This is a genomic window from Psychroserpens luteus, from assembly GCF_015319355.1.
Lineage (GTDB): Bacteria > Bacteroidota > Bacteroidia > Flavobacteriales > Flavobacteriaceae > Psychroserpens > Psychroserpens luteus.
The window spans coordinates 13,911-34,566 of record NZ_JADILU010000002.1 but is presented as its reverse complement, the minus strand read 5'-3'; the positions used below and the strand labels follow the sequence as shown (position 1 = coordinate 34,566).

General features: G+C 32.5%; 21 protein-coding genes. 13 read left to right on the top strand and 8 right to left on the bottom strand.

The features are described 5' to 3' along the window. Positions 1 to 73 precede the first annotated feature (73 nt). Positions 74 to 781 carry a copper homeostasis protein CutC gene (locus IM744_RS03750; RefSeq protein WP_194506772.1) on the top strand — a complete coding sequence of 236 codons (708 nt, stop codon included), beginning with the start codon at positions 74 to 76 and terminating at the stop codon, positions 779 to 781. A 28-nt stretch (positions 782 to 809) separates the two neighbouring features. After that, positions 810 to 3,245, top strand: a complete 2,436-nt coding sequence (locus IM744_RS03745; protein ID WP_241738279.1) for a beta-mannosidase — start codon at positions 810 to 812, stop codon at positions 3,243 to 3,245. A 162-nt stretch (positions 3,246 to 3,407) separates the two neighbouring features. Here IM744_RS03745 and prmC read toward each other — a convergent pair whose 3' ends face one another. Beyond that, positions 3,408 to 4,292: a peptide chain release factor N(5)-glutamine methyltransferase gene (prmC, locus tag IM744_RS03740; protein ID WP_194506770.1), complete on the bottom strand. Its 885-nt coding sequence runs from the start codon at positions 4,290 to 4,292 to the stop codon at positions 3,408 to 3,410. Continuing rightward, positions 4,289 to 4,780: a GNAT family N-acetyltransferase gene (locus IM744_RS03735; RefSeq protein WP_194506769.1), complete on the bottom strand. Its 492-nt coding sequence runs from the start codon at positions 4,778 to 4,780 to the stop codon at positions 4,289 to 4,291. Before IM744_RS03735 ends, prmC begins: the two co-directional genes overlap by 4 nt. A gap of 53 nt (positions 4,781 to 4,833) precedes the next feature. Between IM744_RS03735 and IM744_RS03730 the strand changes: the two genes are divergently transcribed. Genes IM744_RS03730 through IM744_RS03710 form a run of 5 tightly spaced genes read left to right on the top strand, consistent with a single transcriptional unit; the run spans position 4,834 to position 8,384 of the window. Further along, positions 4,834 to 5,298, top strand: coding sequence for an NDR1/HIN1-like protein (locus IM744_RS03730; RefSeq protein ID WP_194506768.1), 465 nt, complete (start codon positions 4,834 to 4,836; stop codon positions 5,296 to 5,298). Beyond that, on the top strand, positions 5,295 to 6,299 hold the full coding sequence (gene ribD, locus IM744_RS03725) for a bifunctional diaminohydroxyphosphoribosylaminopyrimidine deaminase/5-amino-6-(5-phosphoribosylamino)uracil reductase RibD (protein ID WP_194506767.1): 1,005 nt from the start codon (positions 5,295 to 5,297) through the stop codon (positions 6,297 to 6,299). Before IM744_RS03730 ends, ribD begins: the two co-directional genes overlap by 4 nt. Continuing rightward, the gene (locus tag IM744_RS03720) at positions 6,286 to 6,903 is read left to right on the top strand and encodes an HAD family hydrolase (RefSeq protein WP_194506766.1); all 618 of its coding nucleotides are present in this window, start codon (positions 6,286 to 6,288) and stop codon (positions 6,901 to 6,903) included. The genes ribD and IM744_RS03720 overlap by 14 nt, the downstream gene beginning before the upstream one ends. After that, positions 6,900 to 7,763: a DMT family transporter gene (locus tag IM744_RS03715; RefSeq protein ID WP_194506765.1), complete on the top strand. Its 864-nt coding sequence runs from the start codon at positions 6,900 to 6,902 to the stop codon at positions 7,761 to 7,763. The genes IM744_RS03720 and IM744_RS03715 overlap by 4 nt, the downstream gene beginning before the upstream one ends. After that, the gene (locus tag IM744_RS03710; RefSeq protein ID WP_194506764.1) at positions 7,764 to 8,384 is read left to right on the top strand and encodes an IMPACT family protein; all 621 of its coding nucleotides are present in this window, start codon (positions 7,764 to 7,766) and stop codon (positions 8,382 to 8,384) included. It abuts the gene before it with no gap. On the opposite strand, the gene IM744_RS03705 is transcribed toward IM744_RS03710, so the two are convergent. Continuing rightward, positions 8,381 to 8,791: an acyl-CoA thioesterase gene (locus IM744_RS03705; protein ID WP_194506763.1), complete on the bottom strand. Its 411-nt coding sequence runs from the start codon at positions 8,789 to 8,791 to the stop codon at positions 8,381 to 8,383. The genes IM744_RS03710 and IM744_RS03705 overlap by 4 nt on opposite strands. A 189-nt stretch (positions 8,792 to 8,980) precedes the next feature. Here IM744_RS03705 and dnaA point away from each other — a divergent pair, with 189 nt between their 5' ends. From dnaA to IM744_RS03685, 4 genes are all read left to right on the top strand, one after another. Beyond that, positions 8,981 to 10,408 (top strand): chromosomal replication initiator protein DnaA, encoded by a 1,428-nt coding sequence (gene dnaA, locus IM744_RS03700; protein ID WP_194506762.1) that lies wholly within the window; start codon positions 8,981 to 8,983, stop codon positions 10,406 to 10,408. Positions 10,409 to 10,417: 9 nt separating this feature from the next. Beyond that, positions 10,418 to 10,873, top strand: coding sequence for a low molecular weight protein-tyrosine-phosphatase (locus tag IM744_RS03695; RefSeq protein WP_194506761.1), 456 nt, complete (start codon positions 10,418 to 10,420; stop codon positions 10,871 to 10,873). Positions 10,874 to 10,946: 73 nt separating this feature from the next. Further along, positions 10,947 to 12,356, top strand: coding sequence for a PQQ-dependent sugar dehydrogenase (locus IM744_RS03690; RefSeq protein WP_194506760.1), 1,410 nt, complete (start codon positions 10,947 to 10,949; stop codon positions 12,354 to 12,356). Between the two features lie 5 nt (positions 12,357 to 12,361). Beyond that, on the top strand, positions 12,362 to 13,075 hold the full coding sequence (locus IM744_RS03685; protein WP_194506759.1) for an SAM-dependent methyltransferase: 714 nt from the start codon (positions 12,362 to 12,364) through the stop codon (positions 13,073 to 13,075). A 235-nt stretch (positions 13,076 to 13,310) separates the two neighbouring features. Here IM744_RS03685 and IM744_RS03680 read toward each other — a convergent pair whose 3' ends face one another. From IM744_RS03680 to dapF, 5 genes are all read right to left on the bottom strand, one after another. Beyond that, entirely contained in the window at positions 13,311 to 13,988 is a 678-nt protein-coding gene (locus tag IM744_RS03680; protein ID WP_194506758.1) for a peptidoglycan-binding protein LysM, read from the bottom strand. Positions 13,989 to 14,096: 108 nt separating this feature from the next. Next, on the bottom strand, positions 14,097 to 15,017 hold the full coding sequence (locus tag IM744_RS03675; RefSeq protein ID WP_194506757.1) for a DUF2279 domain-containing protein: 921 nt from the start codon (positions 15,015 to 15,017) through the stop codon (positions 14,097 to 14,099). Continuing rightward, on the bottom strand, positions 15,017 to 16,060 hold the full coding sequence (mltG, locus tag IM744_RS03670) for an endolytic transglycosylase MltG (protein ID WP_194506756.1): 1,044 nt from the start codon (positions 16,058 to 16,060) through the stop codon (positions 15,017 to 15,019). The genes IM744_RS03675 and mltG overlap by 1 nt, the downstream gene beginning before the upstream one ends. Beyond that, a complete protein-coding gene (locus IM744_RS03665) occupies positions 16,050 to 16,580 on the bottom strand; it encodes a GNAT family N-acetyltransferase (RefSeq protein ID WP_194506755.1) in 531 nt (176 codons plus the stop codon). The genes mltG and IM744_RS03665 overlap by 11 nt, the downstream gene beginning before the upstream one ends. Then, a complete protein-coding gene (gene dapF, locus IM744_RS03660; protein WP_194506754.1) occupies positions 16,580 to 17,353 on the bottom strand; it encodes a diaminopimelate epimerase in 774 nt (257 codons plus the stop codon). The genes IM744_RS03665 and dapF overlap by 1 nt, the downstream gene beginning before the upstream one ends. Positions 17,354 to 17,509: 156 nt before the next feature. Here dapF and IM744_RS03655 point away from each other — a divergent pair, with 156 nt between their 5' ends. Together IM744_RS03655 and IM744_RS03650 are read left to right on the top strand one after the other, a co-directional pair. After that, on the top strand, positions 17,510 to 18,928 hold the full coding sequence (locus IM744_RS03655) for a S1C family serine protease (protein WP_194506753.1): 1,419 nt from the start codon (positions 17,510 to 17,512) through the stop codon (positions 18,926 to 18,928). A 140-nt stretch (positions 18,929 to 19,068) separates the two neighbouring features. After that, positions 19,069 to 20,517 (top strand): glyceraldehyde-3-phosphate dehydrogenase, encoded by a 1,449-nt coding sequence (locus tag IM744_RS03650; protein ID WP_194506752.1) that lies wholly within the window; start codon positions 19,069 to 19,071, stop codon positions 20,515 to 20,517. Positions 20,518 to 20,656: the final 139 nt, after the last annotated feature.

The window sequence follows — 20,656 nt, the reverse complement described above, 5'->3', positions numbered from 1 at the left end:
AGGAATCTTAATAATTAAATAAAACAATTAGATTGCCACGACCTAAAGGTCTCGCAATGACAGAAGATAAATTATGCTTTTAGAAATCTGCTCAAATAGTTACCAATCTGTAAAAAACGCTCAAATCGCTGGAGCAAAACGCATAGAACTTTGTAGTGAGTTATCTATTGGAGGCATTACGCCTAGTTACGGATTAATAAAACAAGTCATTGACAAATTAGACATTGAAACCTTTGTATTAATTAGACCACGAAGTGGCAACTTCTTTTATTCTGAAGCTGAATTCGAGATCATTAAAAAAGACATTCAAATATGTAAAGAGTTGGGTTGTCATGGGATTGTTTCAGGAGTTTTAAAGAAAGACAATACAATTGATATTGAAAGAACACAAGAACTTATTGAACTCTCAAAACCTTTACCATTTACATTTCATCGCGCGTTTGATGTTGTACCAAATCCTGAAATCGCATTAGAGCAATTAATAGATTTAGGAGTTGATAGAATTTTAACATCTGGTCAACACCCAAAAGCTATTAACGGATTAGAAACTTTAAAAGCACTCAAACAACAAGCAAGAAACAGAATCATCATATTAGCAGGAAGCGGAGTTTCTTCGGAAAACACAATGACTTTTAAAAATGCTGGTTTTGATGAAATTCATGCATCAGCTTCTCAAGTTATAAATACAGAATCTTCCTCCTATTTTGGAAATACACCTCAAACCGTTTCTAGTATAAAAGAAATTAAAGCCATTTTAAAAGTGATAGCAGATGAAGTATAGTGTATTTATAGTTTTTCTAATCACTTTAATGAGTTGCCAACCAAAGCATGATTTACCACTAACTATTAATTTACATGAGAATTGGCAATTTAAAGCAGTAACAGGTTCTATTTGGCAATCGGCAACAGTTCCAGGAAATGTTCATTCAGATTTACTGGAGAATAGATTAATTGAGCATCCGTTTATTGGCGCTAATGAAGATAGCTTACAATGGATCTCTGAAACCGATTGGGAATACAAGACGAGTTTTTCCGTAGATAAAGAGATGCTTAACAAAAAACATATAGAACTCAATTTTGAAGGTTTAGACACATATGCTTCTTTCTTTTTAAATGATAGTTTGATTTTGGAAACTGATAACGCGTTCAGAGAATTTTCGGTAGATGTTAAATCAATTCTTAAAGCTGAAAATGAATTGCGTATTCTTTTTGAACACACGTCTATTTTTGAGGAAAAAGAAAAAACAAAACTAGGTTATCAACTTCCTGAAGGTAATCGCATATTTACAAGAAAGGCACAATTTCAATATGGTTGGGATTGGGGACCAAAACTAAATACGAGTGGGATTTGGAGACCTGTAACTCTGAGCGCTTGGAATGATTTTAAGATTAAAGATATTTATATAAGACCTTATAGTTTAACAGAAGAAAAAGCAGATTTAGCAGTTAACTTAACGCTGAGAGACAGCTTAGAAGCCACTTTAGATTATGATATTTATATTAATAATAAATTGCATACAACTTACGAAAATATTGGATTTCACAAGACACCAGATTTCAATGTAACCATTAAAAATCCTAAACGTTGGTGGCCACACAATTTAGGTGAACCTTATTTGTACGATATTAAAGTTGTTGTTCGAGATGGCAAAAAAATTCTGGATAGTATTTCTGTAAAAAAAGGATTACGAACAATTGAGTTAATTACAGAAAAAGACAGCAATGGTGAATCCTTTTATTTTAAGGTAAATGATGTTCCTGTGTACGCAAAAGGTGCTAATTACATTCCGCAAAACAGTTTGCAAAACAAAGTCACAGATGCGCATTATGAAAAACTATTAAAGGATGTTGTGGATGCCAATATGAACATGCTGAGAGTTTGGGGTGGCGGAATTTATGAAAATGACATTTTTTATGATTTGTGTGATGAAAAAGGAATTCTAATTTGGCAAGATTTCATGTTTGCCTGTGCTATGTATCCTGGAGATGAAGATTTTTTCAATAATGTCAAACAAGAAGCTGTTCAAAACGTCAAACGACTACGTAATCATGCATCAATAGCGCTTTGGTGTGGTAATAATGAAAACTCTGAAGGTTGGCATCGTTGGGGCTGGCAAGCCAATAGAAGTGATGCAGAAAAAGATGAAATTTGGAAAAACTACGAATTAGTTTTTAAGGAATTACTACCTACAGTTATTAAAACCACTACAGATACTCCATATTGGGAAAGCTCTCCACGCTATGGAAGAGGAAATCCAAAATACAAAACCGAAGGTGATGCTCACGATTGGTGGATTTGGCATGATGGCTATCCTTTTGAACATTTAGAGCAGAATGTACCTCGATTTATGAGCGAGTTTGGATTTCAATCATTTCCTAGCTATGAAACGATTAGATATATCAACCAGAGCGATTCCATTGATATTTCTTCGGAAGGCTTTAAAAATCATCAAAAGCATAGTCGCGGATTTGAGCTTATTGACGAGTATATGAAACGTGATTTCCCAGTTCCAGATAATGCAGAAGATTATATGTATGTAAGTCAGTTGTTACAAGCCTACGGAATCACAAAAGGTATTGAAGCGCATCGTCGAGCCAAACCACGTAACATGGGAACCCTCTATTGGCAACTCAATGATTGTTGGCCAGCGGTTTCTTGGTCGAGTATTGATTACTTCGGAAATTGGAAAGCCTTGCATTATCAGGCCAAGAAATCATTTAAAAATGTTTTGGTTTCAAACGAATATTATAGAAGTCGCGGTATCTTAAATACAACTATAATTAACGACCAATTAACAGCAGTAAGCGATACACTCACTATAAAAATAATGGATTTTGATGGTAGAGAAATGTATAAATCAAAACGGTTTATTACCGTAAACAACGACTTTAATGAACGTGTAGACATAAAACTACTTGAGCTAGAGATTGTCAATAGTCAAAGTCGAATGGTAGTAACCACATTTGGCTCTAACACGAATTATTTCTACTTTGAAAGCCCTAAACACCTGCTCCTAAAACAACAACCTATTGAAAAAGAAATCACAAAAAGCAAGAATGGTTTTATCATTAAAATATCTAGCAAGACGTTGCAAAAAAACGTATTTCTATTTACTAAAGTAAAAGGTCATTTTAGTGATAATTACTTTGACTTATTGCCAAATACTGAAGTTGAAATTGAATTTGAAACTGAAGCGAATACTTTGGATGATTTGAAGATTAAAACTTTGAATGATTTATTGTAATGAGATGCTGAAACAAGTTCAGCATGACGAAATAATAAATATTTAATTCGTCAGCAATACCTTATTTGGAGATGCTGAAACTTCGAAACTCCATGACAATGACAAAACAACAAACATTTAATTCCTAATAAAGGTGATGAAAGCGTGGTGGTTTTCAAAAACCTACTTTCTTCCAAAAATCATCCGATCCTTTCCAAACATATCTTTTTTAAGCTCAATATCTTTGAATTTAAATTCTTTCATCAATTGAATCATCTCCTTTCCAAGATATTCATTGATTTCAAAAAACAAAGTCCCGTTGTCTTTGAGGTTGAGTTGCGCAAATTCACAAATCGCTTTGTAGAACTGTAAAGGATTTTCATCCTCTACAAACAATGCTAAATGTGGCTCGTTTTCTAAAACATTGGGTTGTATTTCTGCTTTTTCCAGGTTGCGTACGTATGGTGGATTAGAGACTATGACGTCATAATAATGAGATGTTGAAACACCTTCAGCATGACGAGAATTTAAAATATTATCTTTAATAAATTCAACATCAACTTCATTAAGCTTTGCATTCTGCTTAGCAATTTTCAATGCGTCTTCGGAAACATCTAAAGCTGAAACTTTTGTTTTTTTAAGATGTTTCGCTAATGAAATTGCAATACATCCTGTTCCTGTACCAATATCTAGAATTTTTAATTGAGATTCTTCTAGCTGAGATTCTTCGCTACGCTCTGAATGACTATTTATTATCCAATCTACGAGCTCTTCGGTTTCTGGTCTTGGAATCAACGTATGCTGATTGACTTTAAAAGGCAGTCCGTAGAATTCTGTTTCTCCAAGAATGTATTGAATGGGTTTTTGTGATTTCAAATGTGCTAAAGCTTCAAAAAGCGGTTGCTCCTCCTCTTTTGTAATTGCGTATTCTGGCTCTAAAACCAAATGAATTCGTTTTAGATCGAGATAATGTTCAATCAAAATGTTGAAAAATGAATTGACTTCCTCATTTCCGAAGAGATCATCTAATTCCTTATGGTATATATTAAGTATGTCTTTTAAAATCATAGTTCTTTTTCCATCCAAACACCACATGAGTAATGTCCTGTATTACCTAAAGGTTCGTTTCTATGTATAAATCCATGAGTTTCATAAATATGAATTGCAGCTTTAAGTTCTGGAATGGTTTCTAAATAACACGTTTCATAACCAAACCCTTTGGCAGTTTCTAAGCATTTGTCAATCAGCTTTTTTCCATAACCTTTTCCTCTAACCAATGATGAGAAATACATTTTTTGCAACTCACAAACGTTACCATCGAAATCTTTGAGTTGCTTAATTCCGCCACCTCCAAGAACTTGATTCCCATTTGCTACAACAAAATAAACTGCTTTCTCATCTTTATATGCTTCATACATAAAAGGTGTTTCGGCATCTTCATAAGCTGTTCCAGTTAAAGGCAGTTTGAAATCTATAAAACAGCTTTTTATGACTGCTTCCATTTGCGGATTATCTTCTGCTCTAATTTCTCTAATTACTATCGCTTCTTCACTCAACTTATTATAGTATTTTTGCGCTGTGAAGATACAGATAAATCTATTTTAAGAACATGCGCAAACTCATTTTATTATTAACAGTAACCATTAGTATGATGAGTTGCTCTGTGAAAGAAAAACCAATTTTTAAAGGTATTGAGGATATCGAAGTTGTAGATTCTAATTCGCAAATAATTACGCTAACAGCAACCGCTCTTTTTGAAAACCCGAACGATGTTGGTGGTAATTTAAAAAGTGATGATATTTCTATTTATGTAAATGACATTAAATTAGCTAAATTATCATCTGAAAGTTTTGATGTTCCTGCTCGAAAGGAGTTTACAATTCCGTTAAAAGTAGACATTAGCACAGATAGTATTTTAAAAATGCGAGGAACAGATGCTATTGGTTCATTTTTAACTAGCTTAATCAACAAACAAATTAAAGTGCAATATAAAGGAGACATTGTTTACAAAACTTTTGGGTTTTCATATACATATCCTATTGACGAAACCGAAATGGTTAAACTAGACTATTGAAAACTCACGAAATCTACATAAAACGTTCTATAGAAATCGCCAAAAGCGGTTTGGGCTCTACTGCGCCAAATCCAATGGTTGGTAGCGTTATTGTATACGACAACAAAATTATTGGTGAAGGTTACACGAGTGCTTATGGTGGAAATCATGCGGAAGTAAATGCGATTAATTCCGTAGAAAATAAAGAACTACTCAAAGATGCGACGCTTTATGTGACGTTGGAACCTTGTTCTCACTTCGGAAAAACGCCTCCTTGCAGTGATTTAATTATACATCATAAAATCGCAAATGTGGTGATTGGTTGTGTTGATGACAATCCTGAAGTTGCAGGAAAAGGAATCGCAAAACTAATAGCTTCTGGATGCCACGTTACTGTTGGTGTTCTAGAAACTGAATGCAAAGAACATCACAAACGTTTTTTTACATTTCACAATAAAAAGCGTCCTTATATTATATTGAAGTGGGCAGAAACTGCAAATGGTTTTATTGCTCCAATAAAGAAAGACGAAAAGAAACCTGTTTGGATTACAAATGCTTACTCTAGACAATTGGTTCATAAATGGCGAGCAGAAGAACAATCTATTTTGGTTGGCACAAATACCGTTTTGGAGGACAACCCTAGTTTAACAGTTAGAGATTGGACTGGTAAAAACCCAATTCGTGTTGTTATAGATCGAGAACTGAAATTATCTAAAGAACATTCGGTTTTTAATGCTGAAGCTGAAACTATTGAGATTTCTAAGAATGATTTTGATTTTAATAAACCTTTAGCTAAGCAGATTGCAACAATTTTACATTCAAGAAATATTAACTCTATAATTATAGAAGGTGGAGAAAAAACACTTCAAACCTTTATTGATGAAAATCTCTGGGATGAAGCTCGAGTATTTACAGGAAATACAACTTTTAAAAATGGGATTAAAGCGCCTGAATTTTATGGCAAGCTCATTTCCGAAGAAAAAATAATAGAAGATACACTACATATTTATGTCAACAATTAAAACAATAATATTCGATTTTGGAGATGTTTTCATCAATTTAGATAAGCAAGGCGCCATGACAAATGCGCTAGAATTATTTGAAGTCGACGAATTACCCGAAGAACTCGTCTCTGTAAATACATTATATGAACAAGGTTTGATTTCTACGGAAGAATTTGTAGAATTTTACACAGATAATTTTCCGAAGTTATCAGAAAAAACAATCATCGAAGCATGGAATTATATCTTAAAAGATTTTCCTGAGCACAGATTAGAATTCATAAAACAACTAGCAGAAGACAAAACACACAAACTTATTTTGTTAAGTAATACCAATGATTTACATATTAGTTGGATTGCAGAAAACGTATCTTTTTATGAAGATTTCAAATCCTGTTTTAATGAATTCTACTTATCACATGAAATCAATTTAAGAAAACCAAATACAGATATCTATGAGTTTGTACTTAAAGAAAACAAGTTAAAACCAGAAGAGTGTTTCTTTATTGATGACACCAAAGAAAACACTGTTGCTGCAGCTTCTTTAGGTATCCATACATGGAATATTGATGAGACTTCACAAGATATAGTAGATTTATTTGCCATTAATAAAGATTTATTTTGATCTACCTATTATTAAGTATTATTGCGTCTACACTTATATTTATCATTTTTAAACTATTCGATAAATATAACATCAACACACTCCAAGCCATTGTAGTCAATTATTTTACTGCATGCTTATTTGGCTTGTTGATGTATGACAAACCAATAATTGTAAGCGAGATTGTATCATCAAAATGGATTTATGGAGCTATAGGTTTAGGGTTTCTATTTATCGCTATTTTTAATGTTATGGCTTTGACTGCTCAACGAAATGGGCTTTCTGTTGCTTCTGTCGCTTCTAAAATGAGCGTCATAATTCCTATAATTTTTGGAATATATGTTTATAATGAAGGCGTTGGTGCCCAAAAAATTATTGGGATTGTATTAGCACTTGTTTCGGTCTACCTGAGTTCTATCAAATCCAAAAACATTGACAATCCAACTAAGGGTTTGTGGCTACCTATATTATTGTTTTTTGGATCTGGTGTTATTGACACTTCAATAAAATATATTGAAACTACTTACCTACCAGGTAATAGTATTCCTATTTTCTCAGCTACTATTTTTGCAATTGCCTTTGTTATTGGCTCAACTATTTTAATTGTAAAAGCAATACGAAAGCCTTTTAGATTTCCAGTTAAAGCAATAATTGGAGGTGTTATTTTAGGGATCACAAATTACTTTTCAATCTACTATCTATTAAAAGCTCTTAATCACGAAAGTTTAGAAAGTTCAACTTTATTCACGGTAAACAATGTCTCAATAGTTATGATTTCTACACTTTTAGGTTTGATCTTTTTTAAGGAAAAAATCTCTAAGATAAATTGGGCAGGAATTATATTAGCCATCATATCTATTGTAATTGTTACTTTAGCATAAATGGAAACAACAGATCTTTACAAAACCATCACCAAACCTTCGCCAGAAGTTCTATTTAAAGATAGAAATAGCAAGTTTTTTGGTTACGCATTCCCTGTTACTTCAGAAGAAGAGGTCAAACAACACCTTGAAGATCTAAAAAAACAACACCATCAAGCTAGACATTGGTGCTATGCCTACCAATTTGGAAAGCAAGAACAAGACCATGTCTTTAGAGCCAATGATGATGGAGAACCAAACAATAGTGCAGGAATGCCAATTTATGGACAAATACAATCTTTTGGAGCCACCAATATACTTATTGTCGTTGTAAGATATTTTGGAGGCACTAAATTAGGTGTTGGCGGATTAATAAACGCATACAAAACAGGAGCCCAAATGAGTCTTGAAGCTTCAAAAATTGTAACCAGAACTGTAAACATTGAATATTTGATCTATTTTGACTACAAGAATATGAATAAAGTGATGAGAGTTATTAAAGAGAGAAATTTAAATATCACAAATCAAAAGCTAGAATTGAGTTGCGAGATTACAATTTCGGTACGATTAAAAGACGCTTCTTCAATATTTGAAATTTTTGACTCACTCTACGAAATAAATATCAAGGATTTAAACGATTAATTTCGTAGTTTATCTAAAATATAATCTGGACATTTTGTAGGTCGATTCTTATTAACATCAACAAATACCAAAACTGAATTTCCAGTAGTTAAAATTTCATCTTTTTCATTTACGATTTCATAATCAAATTCTATTTTTGCAGTTGGTAATTTTACAAGTGTAGTTTTTACTTTAATGAGGTCATCATAACGTGCTGGCTTTTTGTAATTTATACATAATGAAACCACAGGCAACATAATACCACTTTCCTCCATCGCTTTGTAGGAAAAACCCATTTCACGAAGCCAGCCAGTTCTTCCCATTTCAAAGTATTGTGCATAATTACCATGATACACAACTCCCATTTGATCTGTTTCACCATAACGAACTCTAAATTCTATTTCAATTGTTTTAGTTAGATTACTCATAAATTTTGATATTTTTTTTGTACTTTCGAGAGGAATTAAACATGAGGAAAAATTTCTAATTAATCAACAGATTTAAATTTTTTTATTAAGAAATTTGTTCACATATTTGCTGTCTAGAATGTTTGAAGAGAAACTCAGATTTCTCTTTTTTTTGCTAACTAATTATCAACACAAAAATTAACTTAAAGAATGGATGTAACTGCGCAATCGGTTTGGAATAACTGTCTTTCATTTATAAAAGATAATATTCAACCTCAAGCCTACAAAACTTGGTTTGAACCTATAGTAGCAGTTAAACTTACTGATAATGCTTTAAGTATTCAAGTTCCTAGTAAGTTTTTTTACGAATGGTTAGAAGAACACTACGTTAAGATTTTAAAAGTTGCACTTACGAAACAAATTGGCGAATCTGCTAAATTGGTTTATGTTATCAAAATGGAAAATACCTATGGTAATAAGCAACCATTTACAGAAAAAATTCCTAGTTCAAATCGAGGCGCTTTAAAATCTCAAGATGTAGATGTTCCGTTAAATAACAAAAACCCAGAACTTAAAAATCCGTTTATAATTCCTGGAATTAGAAATGTAAAGATTGAGTCTCAACTTAATCCTAATTATAGTTTCGAGAATTTTCTTGAAGGAGATTCTAATCGTTTAGCTAGAAATGCTGGTTTAGCAGTAGCTAATAAACCTGGAGGAACATCATTTAATCCATTATTGATTTTTGGAGGTGTTGGTCTAGGAAAAACACATTTAGCACATGCTATTGGTGTTGATATTAAAGATAAGTATCCAGAAAAAACAGTTTTATACATTTCTGCGGAAAAATTCACACAACAGTATATTGATTCTGTAAAAAAGAACAATAGAAACGATTTTATACATTTTTACCAAATCATCGATGTATTGATTATTGATGATGTACAGTTCTTATCTGGAAAGTCAGGAACTCAAGATGTATTTTTTCACATATTCAATCACTTACATCAAAACGGAAAGCAAGTTATTTTAACTAGTGACAAAGCTCCTGTTGATATGCAAGATATTGAGCAACGCTTATTATCACGTTTTAAATGGGGACTTTCCGCAGAATTGCAAAGTCCAGATTTTGAAACTAGAGTGTCTATTCTAAAAAACAAACTCTATCGTGATGGTGTTGAAATGGAAGATGACATTATAGAATATGTTGCAAAACATATCAAAACTAATGTTCGCGAATTAGAAGGTGCTATTATATCATTAATTGCTCAATCGTCTTTCAATAAAAAAGAGATTACAATTAGTCTTGCTAAAGAAATCGTTGAAAAGTTTGTAAAAAACACCAAGCGAGAAGTTTCAATAGATTATATCCAAAAAGTAGTTTCAGATTATTTCCAAATGGATGTAAGCACATTACAATCTAAAACAAGAAAACGTCACATTGTACAAGCTAGACAATTAGCAATGTTCTTTGCGAAAAAATACACTAAAGCTTCTTTAGCTAGTATTGGTTCTCAAATAGGAAAACGTGATCACGCTACAGTTCTTCACGCTTGTAAAACTGTTGATAATCTATCATCTACAGACAAGCAATTCAGAAAATACGTAGAAGATCTTTCTAAAAAATTATCTCTTTAATTAAATATTATGACAAGCATCCTAGTGGTTTGTTTAGGCAATATTTGTCGATCTCCATTAGCTCATGGGATCTTAGAATCTAAGCTTCCTAGTGATCGATTTTATGTAGATTCTGCTGGCACAGCAAATTATCATGTTGGCGATTCACCAGATCAACGCTCAATTGCGGTTGCCAAAGCTCATGGTATAGATATTTCTCAACAACAAGGTCGCCAATTTAAAATTACAGATTTTGATACATTTGATTATATCTATGTTATGGACCATTCTAATTTTGAGAATATTGTCAAACTTGCAAGACATACAGAAGACATTGCTAAAGTAAAACTCATTTTAGAGGTTGACAGCTCTATTTCAGAAAAACACGTTCCTGATCCATATCATGGAGATATTTCAAATTTCGAGAACGTTTATAAGCTTTTAGATAATGTTACTAATATTATCTCACGTCAGCTATTGAGTTGAACATCAGTATAATTGCTATAATTATTGCGGGTTTTTTTCGTATTTTGTAAAAAAAATCTTAAATTTTAGAAAAATGAGAAAAATTACATTTCTACTAATCTTCAGTTTTGTGTCATTAAGTTTCGCTCAAAACATTTCTTTAGAATCTTTTGTTACCGGTCTTTCAAGTCCTGTTAATGTTAAACATGCTGGAGACGATAGACTTTTTGTTGTTGAAAGAGCTGGTGTTATAAAAATAATTAACGCAGTTGGCACTGTAAACCCAACTCCCTTTTTAGATATCAATGATAGAGTAACCGATCTTGGAGGAGAACAAGGCTTACTAGCCATAGCTTTTCATCCTAATTATGCTACTAATGGATTCTTTTACGTTAACTATATTGATAATAACGCAGACACTGTAATTTCAAGATTTACAAGAAGCGCTACAGGTATAGCAGATCCAAACTCTGAAGTTACACTCCTAAACGTTGTACAACCTTACCCAAATCATAATGGTGGTGATTTAAATTTTGGTCCTGATGGTTATTTATATATTTCTTTAGGTGATGGTGGTGCTTCAGGTGACCCTGGAAATAGAGCTCAAAATTTAAGTTTATTACTTGGTAAAATGCTAAGAATAGATGTTAATGTTACTCCAGAGCAAATTTCTGCTGGGACGACTTATTTAATTCCATCAGACAATCCGTTTATTGGTGTTTCAACTGCTTTAGATGAAATTTGGTCTTATGGATTAAGAAATCCTTGGAAGTTTTCATTTGATAGAACTACAGGAGATTTATGGATAGCAGATGTAGGACAAAATCAAATTGAAGAAATCAATAGAGCTAGTGTATCATCAACAGGAGGTGAAAATTACGGTTGGAAGTGTTTTGAAGGAAATTCTATTTTTAGTACTGAAACCGGTTGTGATATCATAACCCACGAAGCTCCTATAGCTCAATATACTCATAGCGCTACTGGTGGATGTTCTATTACTGGTGGCTACATTTACAGAGGCTCTTCTCAAACCACCTTAGCAGGCCTATATTTCTTTTCAGACTTTTGTAGTGATGATATAGGTTATGTTAAAGAAACAACACCTGATAATTATGAGATTGCTTTTATAGAAGATTTATCTGGACTAGGAATCTCTGCTTTTGGAGAAGATGTTAACGGTGAATTATATGTGGTTAGTCTATACCAAGGTGCTATTTTTAGAATTATAGAAAACACACTAAATACTGCAGAGTATTCAATCACTGATATTAAAATGTATCCTAATCCTGCAAAAAATGAACTAACCTTTGATTTAATCAATACATCAAACCAAATAGAATATATCAATATTTATGATGTACAAGGAAAATTAATAGCAAAGCACTCTAATTTTGATGAGCAATTAATGACTATTTCTACGGAAATGTTAACTACCGGATTATATCTCATAGAAATTAAAAACTCTAAAGGAAGCAGAAATATTCGTAAACTTATTATTGAATAACAATTATGAACACCTTAGGAAAACTATACCTTATACCTACACGTCTTGGTGACAATCCTCCTTTAGAAGTCTTGCCTATTTCAGTAAAAAAAATTATTGAAATGATTGACGACTATATTGTCGAAAACGAAAAAACTGCTCGAGGATTTATAAAAAAAGTAGATTCTAGAAAGCAACAATCCAACTTAAACTTCAAGGTTTTAAATAAATACACAACACCAGAAGAAACACAACATTTTCTTGATGACTGCAAAAACGGAAAATCAATGGGTTTACTCTCTGAAGCTGGTTGTCCTGGTATTGCAGATCCAGGTGCAGATATTGTAAAACTAGCACATGAAAACAACATACAAGTTGTACCATTAGTTGGTCCATCTTCTATTGTGTTAGCTTTGATGAGCTCTGGAATGAACGGGCAATCATTTGCTTTCAATGGCTACATCCCAATAGATAAAGGAGAACGCAAAGCAACTCTTAAACGCTTAGAACGTTTATCTTTTGAGCAAAATCAAACACAATTATTTATTGAAACACCTTATCGCAATAATAAAATATTAGAAGATATTTGCGCGACACTTCACCCAAATACAAGAGTTTGTATTGCTTGTGATATCACTCTACCTTCAGAATATATTAAAACAATGACCGTAAGTGAATGGAAACATGCAAAAGTTGATTTACATAAACGACCTGCAATTTTTGTGATTCATAAGGATTAATGAAATCATTAATACATCTTACGATTTTATAGCTATTTACATCATCTTATATTCAATAAAAATTTCTACGTCACAGACAACTCTAACTATCAAATCTATTCTAAGAGAAATGTAAAAAGAACAATGTAGAAGCTATTACTAAAATTGAATACGAATATTATAATTAAGAATTTTAAATAAAAAAGCAGAAAGCTACACTGTAACTTTCTGCTTTTTTTATAGTACTTTAAATAGTTTACATAACAGCCTTTGCCTTCTTATCGGCTTCAATAAAAGAGGTGTCATATCCAGAAAACTTTTTCATATAATATCTTACAGAAGAACCATAAGCATCAGATACATTTGTTTTTCCATAACTTCTTAAAAATTTCTTCACACTTCCAGGACCTGCTAAATGAGCAGCTGCCAAGATGCCAGATTCTGTAATCACAACACCTTTAATCTTTTTGCCTTCAAAACGTTTGATGTCTTTTCTAAGAATCCATTTATTACGTTCTGCATTTGCTAAAAACGCTTTTTCTTGAAGTTTTGGATTATATAAAAACTGATTAGGATTATATATTCCAATAAGTTTTAATGTTTCTGCTCCAAATTGATATTTACCCAAATAACCCAAAGTATTTACTGTAAAATAATTACCTCTAGATTCTTTAAAAGCCAAAGCTTCTTTAAAACCTACATAAGATTTACCTATATGAGGAAAAGACAAATGAGTTGATTGTAATGGATTTGATAATTGCATCTGATTATTTTCATCAAGAGATGCAAGATCATGGCTCATATCATAATTAAGTTCTAAACCTGCTGTAGAATAATCTTCAATATTTAATGATTCTTGAGGTTTGAGAGCCAAATAAAGCGTCACACAAATAGCTAATGAAATGACGAAATAATTTTTTGTTTTTTTTATCATAAATGCTCACTTTCTTTAAGACTAAATGTTCCCTAAACTGTCCTAAAATTTCAGCATGCAAATATACGACATTTATTAACTTACTGAAAATAAGCTGTTAAAGTGTTGTTAAAAGTAGATATAGTGGAGCTTCATGCCATTTTCTCGGTCAAACGAAATCGTTGGAGCTGGCACTTTTATGACATTAAAAACGTCAAAGATAGTCCTCAAAACGCGAGAATTTGTCTTTATTCTACTTAGATCAACATCCAAACTAAGATAAAATTGACGCCTCCTATTTTGCGTTATGAGCAAGTTATCAGTAGGCTCTGTTTTTCCTGTCAACATTCCCTCTGCTCCATAACCAAATGCAACATTTACCCACTTAGGGATTTTACTATCTTTAAAGAAAGAATTCACGTTAGCACTTAACCAATAGGTTTGACCATTGTAATCTTTTAGAACTTCCTCTAAAAAACCATCGCCCAATTTATCTGGACGTTGATTTGCATATTTGGTTTGATGAAATGAATATTTTAAAGTTATACGTTGTTCATCCCAAAGTAATTCTTGTCCAACATACAATCCTGTTCCTGCTGCATTTGCTGCCATATCAGACCATGAAAATCCCCATTCTTTTGAATAACCATCAAACATCTCAACTGCAGTTAAAAACCCAAAACCTAAAGTTGCTCCATAAATAAGTTGATCATTTTTACTAACTCCTGCCCAATTAAGCGTATTAGCACCCACTCTACCCAATTGATAAGAAGAGAATACATGACCTAGTTTATCCATTTGCAACCATTCGTCGGAATCGTTAATGGTTTTAAATTTAGAATGTTCAAAATCTGCATACCATAATTGATTAAGACCAATTAAAGTAAGAGAAGCCAAAGTAGCCTCAGTAATAACAACAGTATTTCTTCGTGATTTGTTGAGAGAATCACTTGGTTTTAGAAAAGAATCAAATTTAGATTGCGACTGTGAGTTAGCAAAAAGCGTTACAAAACAACATAAAAACAGAAGTGTGCAACATCTCATGTTCATTACTTATTAATCCCTTGAGATGATAAATAATTATGGTATTCCCTTGCATTTGCATTATGCTGACTCAATGTTTTCGCAAATTTATGAAAGCCCAATTTTTTAGCATCAGCAGCAAAATACAAGTACTTATGCTTTTCATAATTCAATACTGCATCAATTGCAGACACGTCTGGCATAGCAATTAAACCTGGAGGCAAACCAGTATTCATATATGTATTATATGGTGATTTAATCTCTTTATGTTTATTTAGTATACGCTTAATTATCGTGTTTTCATATTCTGGTAATTGGTAAGCTGCAAATTTCAAAGTTGGATCTGCTTGCAATGGCATTCCAATTCTAATTCTATTCATGTAAACACCAGCAATTCTAGGTTGCTCACTCGCTTGCTTTGATTCTTCATGCACAATAGATGCAAGCGTCATAACCTGATCTCTAGTCAAACCAATGGCTTTGGCTTTTACATTTCTACTATCATTCCAAAAACGATTGTATTCTTTTAACATGCGATCTCTAAACCCTTCCGCAGATGTATTCCAGAAAAACTCGTAGCTATTTGGGATGTACATACCAAGAGCTGTTTTATTTGTAAATCCGCTAGCTTTTAAAAACTTAGGATCTGTCATAGCCTCCAAAAGCGAGATACTATCTGCTTCAATTTGTGTACTTATACGACTAGCTAGTTTTGATAATTTTTCTTGATTATTAAAGGCTATTTTTAATGGTAGGTTATTACTACGAATAGAATTAATAATATCATTATTACTCATCCCTTTTTTAATCACAAAACGCCCAGCCTTGAGATGGGTTGTGTATTTTTTTTGTTTTGCCAAGGCATCAAAAGCATCAATATCTTTCAATAGCGGTTCTAATTGTTCTCTTACCTCAACATAATTTGCATTAGAAGGCACAAAAATATAAGCCTCATCATTATTGAATGCTGTATTTGGTGCGAGCATCGCATTATAGATAAAGTAGCCAAAAATTGCAGCTCCAATTAAACCAATTATGGCAATTGCCCAAAGTATTTTTTTAATGTACATTTAATATAGATTGTAATAAGTATTCATTTTTATAAGAACCATTAATGTAGTTCCAATCTTTTTTTAGTCCGATAATTTCAAAACCCTGATTTTTAAACAATTTTAAACTGTGTTCATTATCTTCGGAAATATTACAATACAATTGATGTAAATCTAAATCTAACTTGCAATAGCTTGTCAATAATTGTAGTGCTTCTTTTCCGTAGCCTTTTTGTCTGTTAACCGAATCATTGATCAAAATTCCAACACCTGCACGTCTATTTTTAAAATCGAAATCAAACAAATCAATCATTCCAATCGCAACATCATCAAAATCACAAATAACGAGTCTCAATTGCTTCACTTCAAAAATATCTTTATGTGCTTGTTCTAGATATTGTTTTATTAAAAATTTAGAATATGGCGTAATCGTATTGCTGATTTCCCATATATCTTGATTGTTTTCAATCTTATGGATAAAGTCCAAATCTTCGGGCTCTAAAGCTCTCAAATAAATAGTGTCACCTTTGAGTGTAATCATTATATAGTACCTTTAAAAACTTGAGTTGCTGGACCAATAAGCCAAATATTTTGATAACCTTTATCTGCCTTTTCAAAAGACACTTGTAAATCACCACCTTCTGTTTGGAGCGTAATTAAATTCTTTTCGGTTTCTCCAATATAATTCATCGCTAAAGCTACTGCTGTAACACCTGTTCCGCAGGATAACGTTTCGTCTTCAACACCTCTTTCATATGTTCTTACTCCAAATTTTTCTTCGGAAATTTTAGAAACAAAGTTAACATTGCTTCCTTTTTCGTTATAAGGCGAACCTTGGCGAATTTTTCTTCCGAAGAACTTAACATCAAAAGCTGATAAATCGGCTTCCATTTGAACATGATGAGGAGAACCTGTATCCATAAATACATGCGTTTTATGCTGTTCTATATTGTTAACGTCTTGCATTTGAAGATGCACCAATCCTTTATCTATCGTCGCTTTATGCAAACCGTCAATAGCTTCAAAAGTAGCTTCATTTTTGATAACGCCTAAAAAATTAGCAAAAGCTGTGATGCAACGACCACCATTGCCACACATAGAACTTTCATTTCCGTCGGCATTAAAATAGACCATCTTAAAATCACAAGTATCATGATTTTCTAGCAATATCAAACCATCTGCTCCAATACCAAATCGTCTATCACACAAAAATGCGATATGCTTGGTATTATTTTTATCAAAGACTTGTTGACGATTATCAATCATCACAAAGTCATTTCCTGTTCCTTGGTATTTGTAAAAAGTAAGATTCATAAGTCGCACAAATATATGAATAATGAATCGAAAACTATACTGTTAAATGAGCGTTAATAGTGACGTTAAAAATCGTTAAAGTTGAATTCCCAATTCAATAATTAGTTAATTTTAATCGTTAATCATTTTATATAACATTTAAAACCCTAATAACAAATGAAAAAGATTTTAACCTTAGTATTTGTATCTGTGTTAGGTGGAATAATAGCTTTATCTGCCTACACCTTTTTTTTAAACAATGAACAAATCGTCACTATTGAAGATGGTAATAAACAACCGTCATTTTTAAACGCGAATTATAATGCCAAGACAACTAACGTATTAAATGCCAATACACCAGATTTTACACTAGCAGCAGAAAACACAATTCACTCTGTGGTACATGTAAAAAACACTTCTTTGGTAACTGGAGGACAAACTCTTCAAGATCTAATTTATGGTCGTCAATCTAAGCAAAGAGCACAAGTAGGAACAGGAAGTGGAGTTATTGTTTCACCAGATGGCTACATCATTACTAATAATCATGTGATTGCTGGATCTGATAAAATTTCAATTACGTTAAATGATAATCGTACGTATGAAGCTCAATTAATTGGAACTGATGAAAAAACTGATATCGCGCTTCTAAAAATTGATGCAGAAGATGATTTACCAGCAATAGAGTTTGGAGACTCAGATACTGCTAAAATTGGTGAATGGGTTTTAGCGGTTGGTAACCCTTTTAATTTAACATCTACAGTTACAGCAGGAATTATAAGTGCAAAAGCTCGTGACTTATCTGGTAGAAATTCGCAGTCATTTATTCAAACTGATGCTGCTGTTAATCCTGGCAATTCTGGTGGAGCATTGGTAAATTCTACTGGACAACTTATAGGAATCAACACAGCAATTTCATCACAAACGGGTTCTTATATTGGATATTCATTTGCAGTACCTAGCAATATTGCTAAAAAAGTAATCCAAGATATTATAGAATATGGTGATGTGCAAGAAGGCATTTTGGGAGTTTCAATTCTCAACAGAAACTCTAAAGAAGCATTAGAAAAAGGCATTAATGAAATTGAAGGTGTTTACGTATCTGAAGTTGAAGAAAAATCTGGGGCTAAAAAAGCTGGTATTAGAAATGGTGATATTATTAAAAGACTCGATAATATTGAAGTGTCTAAGTTTTCAGATTTAAGTGGTTACTTAAAAACGAAGCGTCCTGATGATGTTATTAACGTAGAGGTGCTCAGAGACAATGAAATCAAATCTATACCTGTGAAGCTTTCAAAAAGTGATATTATAAGTGTTGATTTTATTGATATGGAGTTACGCAACCTTCCGCAGAAGTTTAAAAAAGAAACAAATATCAATGAAGGTGTTGTTGTACAATCCAATAATAACAAGTTTTTATATACAAAATTAGGCATTAGACCAGGTTATATAATTACTGGCATTAATGACATCCCAATTAAGACGGTTGAAGATATTTCAGACTTTGTTGCAAAATACGGTAGCAATGCTCAAGACAACATTTTTAAGTTAGAATATATGAATACAAGATTAGAGCGTAAGGAAGTCATTTTTAGATAAAATTGGTTAGTTCGTAGAAAAACCCCTTTAGGATTCAAAATTCTAAAGGGGTTTTATTTTTTAAATATTACACTACGAAAACGTTTGAAATATACTATTTTTGCAAAAATTTTAAACAACACAACACAAAATTAATCACAATGGGTTTGAACGGAACTTACGAAAAAGAACTCGCTTTTCAAGCAGATCGAAGACGAGCTACAGTAGAATTTATTAAAATTGTTAGCGACCTTTGGTATGACAAATCAATAGAATTGGTGCTTTTTAGAAACCAATTAATTGATCGTAATGTGAGCGAAATTTTAAATCTTCATGAGTATGCTGGAGAATTTGTACAAAAACCAATCTCTATTTTTGACTCGGTAGAAATCGCACAAGCTATTTTAGCTTTAGATATGCCTCCTGCTAAATTAGATATTGGAAAATTAACGTACGAGTTCCATTTAGAAGATCAAAAATACAGCAACGCAACTGGCTTTGTTGCAGACAAACTAAAGGACGCAAAAAAGAATAAAGCTATTGAACCTAAAGACGTCGTGCTTTATGGTTTTGGTAGAATTGGACGTTTAGTTGCTAGAGAATTAATGACAAGAACTGGTAAAGGTAGCCAGTTAAGATTAAGAGCTATCGTAACTCGTGGTGCAATTGATGCAACGGTTTTAGAAAAACGAGCTTCTTTATTACGTAACGATTCTGTTCATGGAGATTTCTCAGGAACTGTAACTGCAGATGCAAAAAACAGTGCACTTATTATTAATGGTACTACTGTTAATATTATTTCTGCTAACGCACCAGAAGATATCGATTACACAAAATACGGGATCAATAATGCTTTAGTTATTGACAATACAGGTGCTTTTAGAGATGAAAATGCTTTAAAAAGACATTTGAAATCTAAAGGTGTAGATAAAGTTTTATTAACTGCTCCTGGTAAAGGAGTGCCTAATATTGTTCATGGTGTAAATCATTTAGAATATAATCCAGATAAGGTTGATATATTTTCGGCTGCATCGTGTACAACTAACGCTATTACTCCTGTTTTACAGGTTATGGAAGATACGTTTGGAGTTATCAGTGGACACTTAGAAACAATTCATGCTTACACAAACGATCAAAATTTAGTAGACAATTTCCACGGAAAATATCGTCGTGGTAGAGCTGCTGCGCTCAATATGGTCATCACAGAAACTGGTGCAGGTCAAGCGGTCACTAAAGCATTACCTTCGTTTGAAGGTAAATTAACGTCTAACGCTATTAGAGTTCCTGTGCCTAATGGATCTTTAGCGATACTTAATTTGGAGTTAGAGAAAGAGACTTCCGTAGAAAGTATTAATACCATCATGAAAAAATATGCACTAGAAGGGAATCTTGTAGAGCAAATTAAATATGAAATGAATGATGAGTTGGTGTCTAGCGATATTGTGGGTTGCTCTGCTCCTGCTATTTATGATAGTAAAGCGACAATTGTTCGTCCTGACGGAAAAAATGCCATCCTATATATATGGTACGATAATGAGTATGGTTACAGCCATCAAGTGATTAGATTAGCGAAATATATTGCCAAAGTAAGACGTTTTACTTATTATTAACATCTAAAAATTAATTTCGTTCGTATATAAATTATATTATTTAGCCTTGCATTTTGTGAGGCTAAATTATATACTTTTTACGCTATAAATTATTATATTGCCAACTATTAATAAGCTATTAATTATCAACCAAGCCAAA